1 pseudogene is annotated in these 676 nt (G+C 78.0%); it reads left to right on the top strand.

Annotated elements, in window-relative coordinates:
- Nucleotides 1-394, top strand: a pseudogene (locus GT045_RS30365) (hypothetical protein); the annotation flags it as partial.
- Nucleotides 395-676 lie beyond the last annotated feature (282 nt).

The following is a 676-nucleotide window of genomic DNA, read 5'->3' as shown; positions in this document are numbered from 1 at the left end:
GCCCCGGCGGGCCGCGGCCATGGGGCTCGGGGTGGGCGGCTCGATGCGGCAGGAGGTCTACGAGGACGACCGGCCCCTCGACGACTGGTCGCCGGAGCCGGCCGGGCGGGTGTTCGTGCACCTGGTCACGCCCCCGGAGTGGCGCAGGATCACCGGCGAGGCTCCTCCGCCGTCGCCGGTGGACCGGGCGGCGTACACCCGGGCGGGCCTGCCCTGGTTCGACTACTACGACGACGACGCCGAGGACCTCGCTCCCACGGACGCCCTGGAGGCCGTCAAGCCGGTCGGCGAGTGGCTCGGTGACGAGGCGGAGCCGTGGCAGGCGCCGTCCGCAGGGCAGGTGACACCGCTGAAGGACGCGCCGGGCAAGCCGGTCGAGGACGGGGAGTGGTAGGGCGCCCGGGGCGCTGACGGCGGTCGGCGCGGGCGCTCGTCACCCGGCTTGCCCTCGGCGCGGGGCACGGGCCAAGGTGTCTGTCACGAGCCGGACGACCGACGACCCGAGGTACGGCATGGACACGGAGACAGGGACGCCGGGAGAGGGTCCTCCCCCGCCCCGGCGGGGCCAGGAGCGCGGTACCGGCTGGACCAGGCGCCGGTTCGTCGGGGCCGCGGCCGGCGCGGCGGCCGTGGTGGCGGTGCCGTCCCCGGCCGCCCCTCCGGCCGGTGGCCCGGC

Source organism: Streptomyces sp. SID486, from assembly GCF_009865385.1.
Taxonomy (GTDB): domain Bacteria; phylum Actinomycetota; class Actinomycetes; order Streptomycetales; family Streptomycetaceae; genus Streptomyces.
Note: the sequence above shows the minus strand (reverse complement) of the source record. Positions and strands in the feature narration are given on the sequence as shown.